This window comes from Kitasatospora sp. NPDC093558 (assembly GCF_040683475.1).
In the GTDB taxonomy this organism is placed as follows: Bacteria; Actinomycetota; Actinomycetes; order Streptomycetales; family Streptomycetaceae; genus Kitasatospora.
This window is the reverse complement of the sequence record NZ_JBFBDY010000538.1, coordinates 1-4325: the sequence shown is the minus strand read 5'-3', so window position 1 is coordinate 4325 and position 4325 is coordinate 1. Positions and strand designations below refer to the sequence as shown.

At 71.4% G+C, this 4325-nt stretch carries 3 protein-coding genes; all 3 read left to right on the top strand.

Translation table 11 applies throughout. The features are described 5' to 3' along the window. The first annotated feature begins 1 nt into the window (after position 1). The 3 genes from AB0O00_RS30950 (at position 2) to AB0O00_RS30940 (ending at position 4309) form a co-directional block, all read left to right on the top strand. Positions 2-178, top strand: a complete 177-nt coding sequence (locus AB0O00_RS30950) for a Beta-galactosidase C-terminal domain (protein WP_363657382.1) — start codon at positions 2-4, stop codon at positions 176-178. Positions 179-231: 53 nt separating this feature from the next. Beyond that, entirely contained in the window at positions 232-2373 is a 2142-nt protein-coding gene (locus AB0O00_RS30945) for an alpha-galactosidase (RefSeq protein ID WP_363657380.1), read from the top strand. A gap of 172 nt (positions 2374-2545) precedes the next feature. After that, a complete protein-coding gene (locus tag AB0O00_RS30940; RefSeq protein WP_363657378.1) occupies positions 2546-4309 on the top strand; it encodes a cellulose binding domain-containing protein in 1764 nt (587 codons plus the stop codon). The last annotated feature ends 16 nt before the right edge of the window (positions 4310-4325 follow it).

The window sequence follows — 4325 nt, the reverse complement described above, 5'->3', positions numbered from 1 at the left end:
CCTGCCGACCGGCGTCGAGGCCGTCACCCGCCACGCGGCGGACGGCCGCGGCTGGCACGTGCTGATCAACCACCGCACCGAGGACGTCACGCTGCCGCAGCCTGGCCACGACCTGCTCACGGACCGGCCGGTGAACCAGCTGCCGCCCGGCGGCTGCGCCGTGCTGCGCACTGTGTGAACGCTAACAGAGCCGTGAAAGCTCGTTGATCCGTCCCACCGAGGAAGGCCACCATGACCGACCCGCACGAGACGATCCGCTGGGGGCACGACGCCCTGGAGCTGGAGATCGCCCTGGGCGAGCACGGCACCCCTCGCCTGGTCCGCATCGGCGCACCCGGCGAGAAGACCACCACCCCGCGCCCGGCCGCACCGCTGCCGCTGGTGGAGGTGACGACTGCGGATCTCGGCCGCTACTGGTCGGGCCGCCACCTCGTCAACAGCGCCCTCGGCGGACGGTTACGCCACCGCACGCACCAGGCGACCCGGGACGGCGACTGGCACGTACTCACCGTCGAACTCCACGACCCGGAGAGCGGTCTGACCGCCGAGGCGGTCTACCGCTCCCCGGACGGGCTGCCGGTGCTGCGCGGCGAGGTGCTGCTGCGCAACGAGGGACCGCGCACGCTGCACCTGGAGTCGGTCTCCTCGCTCGTGGCCGGCTGCCTCACCGGGGGCCACCCGATGGATCTGGACCACGCGGACCTGCTGTGGGCGGAGAACGACTGGTTCGCCGAATGCCGCTGGCAGCGCGAGCCGCTGCGCGTGTCCTCGCCCGAACGCAGTGGCCGCTTCCACACCACCTCCGGCCGCAGTACCCGCGTCGTGGCCGGCCAGGGCGTGTGGTCCAGCTGCGGCCACCTGCCGATGGGCGGCCTGACCGACCGGGAGTCCGGCCGTACCTGGGTGTGGCAGATCGAGCACAACGGCGGCGGCTGGCGCGGGGAGTGCGGCGTGCGCGACGACACCGCGTACGCGGCGCTGTTCGGCCCGAACGACGCCGACCACGGCTGGCGCCACCCGCTGGAGCCGGGCGCCGAGTTCCGCACCGTGCCCGTGGCCCTGGCGTTCAGCCCGGACGGCGGACCGGACGCGGCGTTCGCCGCCCTCACCGCGTACCGCCGCGCCACCCGCCGCCCGCACCCCGACCACCACCGGCTGCCGGTGATCTTCAACGACTACATGAACTGCCTGATGGGCGACCCGACCACGGCCAAGCTGCTGCCCCTGGTCGACGCCGCCGCCGAGGCCGGCGCGGAGTACTTCGTCATCGACTCCGGCTGGTACGACGACGGCGGCAACTGGTGGAGCTCCGTCGGCGCCTGGGAGCCGTCGGCCTCCCGCTTCCCCGGGCCGAAGGGCATCCACGAGGTCCTGGAGCGCGTCCGGGAGCGGGGCATGGTACCCGGCCTGTGGCTGGAGCCGGAGGCGGTCGGGGTGCACAGCCCGGTCGCCGGGTCCCTTCCGGAGGAGGCGTTCTTCCGCCGCGACGGACGGCGGGTGGAGGAGGGCGGGGGCCGGTACCATCTCGACCTGCGCCACCCGGCCGCCCGCGCCCACCTGGACCGGGTGGTGGACCGCCTGGTCGGTGAGTGGGGCGTCGGCTACCTCAAGCTCGACCACAACACCGACCCGGGCTCCGGCACCAGCAGACACCCGGGAGAGGCACCGGCGGCCGGCCTGCTCGGCCACAACCGCGCCCAACTCGACTGGCTCGACGGCATCCTGGACCGGCACCCGGACCTGGTGATCGAGAACTGCGCCTCCGGCGGCATGCGGATGGACCACGCCCTGCTCTCCCGACTCCAGCTGCAGTCCACCAGCGACCAGCAGGACCTGCTGCGCTACGCACCGATCGCGGCGTCGGCCCCCACCGCCGTCACGCCCGAGCAGGGCGCCGTCTGGGCCTACCCGCTGCCCGGGGACTCCCCCGACGAGGTCGCCCTGACCATGGCCAACGCGCTCCTCGGCCGCATCCACCTCTCCGGCCGGATCTCCGAACTCTCGCCAGAGGCACGGAACCTGGTCCATGAAGCGGTGACCGTCCACAAGTCGATCCGCGCCGACCTGCCGCAGGCGCTGCCTGCCTGGCCGCTCGGGCTCCCGGGCTGGGAGGACCCGTGGATCGCCCTGGCGCTGCACTCCCCGGCCGCCACCTACCTCACCGCCTGGCGGCGCTCCGGCGAGGAGGCCGTCAGGGACCTCGGCCTGCCCCACCTGGCCGGCGCCGAGGTCCGCGTCGAGGTGCTCTACCCGGCGTCCAGCCAGGTCCGCGCCGCCTGGCACCCGGACACCGCGGAACTCACTGTGACCCTGCCGGCGGCCCCGTCCGCCGTCCTGCTGCGCCTCACCAGGATTCCGATCGCCAGGAGTTGACGATGCTTCAGGTGTCCGCGCGTGCCCCACCGCGCCGGCCCGCATCCGTACGGAACACGCTTCGCGTCCGGGCCCGACCCATTCAGCCGCACCGGGCCTCTGCCGTCCAGAACGCGGGAGTTCGCTTCCCCCACTCGAACACCACGCACCCCCACCCCACTGGAGGGATGCAATGAAATGGTCAGTCCGCTCGTGTCATGATCGCATCATAGCCGCCGCGGCAGCCCTGTCGCTCGCGGTCACCGGCGCGATCGCCGCCGTCGCGCCGCCCGCAGCCGCCGCGAGCACCGTGTCGGTGTCGGTCGACGCCGCCCTGCAGCTCGCCACCGTTCCCGCCACCGGCGTCGGCGTGAACATCCCGGTCTACGACGGCAACATGAACTCCGCCGCCACCCCCGGCCTGCTCAGCACGGCCGGCATCAACACCGTCCGTTACCCCGGCGGCAGCCACTCCGACGTCTACCACTGGCAGACCGGCACCGCCGACGCCGGTGCGTACGTCGCGCCGAACACCGGCTTCGACGCCTTCATGGGCACCGTGCGCGCCGCCGGAGCGCAGCCGATCATCACCGCCAACTACGGCTCGGGCACCCCCCAGGAGGCCGCCGCCTGGGTCCAGTACGCCAACGTCACCAAGGGCTACGGCATCAAGTACTGGGAGATCGGCAACGAGGTCTACGGCAACGGCGAGTACGGCGCCAAGTGGGAGTACGACACCCACAGCAGCAAGAGCGCCACGGCCTACGCGAACAACGTGCTCCAGTACGTCTCGGCGATGAAGGCGGCCGACCCGAGCGTCAAGATCGGCGCCGTGCTGACCACCCCCGGCTACTGGCCGGACGGCATGGTCGGTCCGGGCGACACCATGGACTGGAACCATACCGTCCTGTCGATCGCCGGCTCGAAGATCGACTTCGCCATCGTGCACGCCTACCCCACCAGCACCAGCCCGGCCGACCTGCTCACCAAGCCGCAGGCCCAGAACGCCAACATCACCGGCGCCGTGCGCTCGCTGATCAACCAGTACGCCGGATCCAACGCCCCCAACGTCGGCATCGCGGTGACCGAGGCGAACGCCCAGGCCTACCTCGACACCTCCCCCAACGGACTGTTCGCCCCGGACAACTACCTCACCTGGCTGGAGAACGGCGCGTTCAACGTGGACTGGTGGGACCTGCGCAACGGCACCGACTGCACGAAGGTGACCACCGTCGAGGACGCCACCGACTACAACGACGGCGGCATGGTCTCCAGCGGCTCCCCCTGCGAGCCGGCCGCCAACACGCCCTTCCCCGCCTACTACGGCATCCAGATGATCAGCAGGCTGGGCGCGCCCGGCGACACCCTGGTCAAGGCCGCCAGCTCCTCCTCGCTGCTCACCGCGCACGCCGTCCGCCGCGCCAACGGCGACGTGGACGTCATGCTGATCAACAAGGACCCGAACAACGACGCCACGGTGAACCTCTCCTACACCGGGTTCACCCCGTCCTCCGCCACCCCGACCGTCCACTCCTACCTCAAGAACGCCCACGGGATCGGCACCGCCCAGTCCGGCAGCCCGACCGCCCAGACCGTACCCGCCTACGGCATCACGGTCGTCCAGATACACCCGACCAGCGCGGCCTGCCGGGTCGTCTACAACAAGAACGAGTGGCAGGGCGTCACGGTCGGCAACATCACCGTCGTCAACAACGGCCTCGGCCAGATCAACGGCTGGAACCTCGGCTTCACCTTCCCCGGCGACAACACCATCACCAACACCTGGAACGCCTCGGTGTCGCAGAGCGGCCCGAACGTCAACGCCCAGAACGTGTCCTACAACCCGTCCGTCCCGCAGGGCGGCAGCGTCCAGTGGGGCTTCAAGTCCACCTGGTCCAGCAGCGACGCCAACCCCTCCGCCTTCTGGTTCAACGGCACCTCCTGCGCGATCGGCTGAACCCGATGAGCCGGTG

Excerpts from the sequence above, each read along its gene's own strand:
- AB0O00_RS30940 (WP_363657378.1), top strand. The coding sequence starts at position 2,546 with ATGAAATGGTCAGTCCGCTCGTGTCATGATCGCATCATAGCCGCCGCG.
- AB0O00_RS30945 (WP_363657380.1), top strand. The coding sequence starts at position 232 with ATGACCGACCCGCACGAGACGATCCGCTGGGGGCACGACGCCCTGGAG.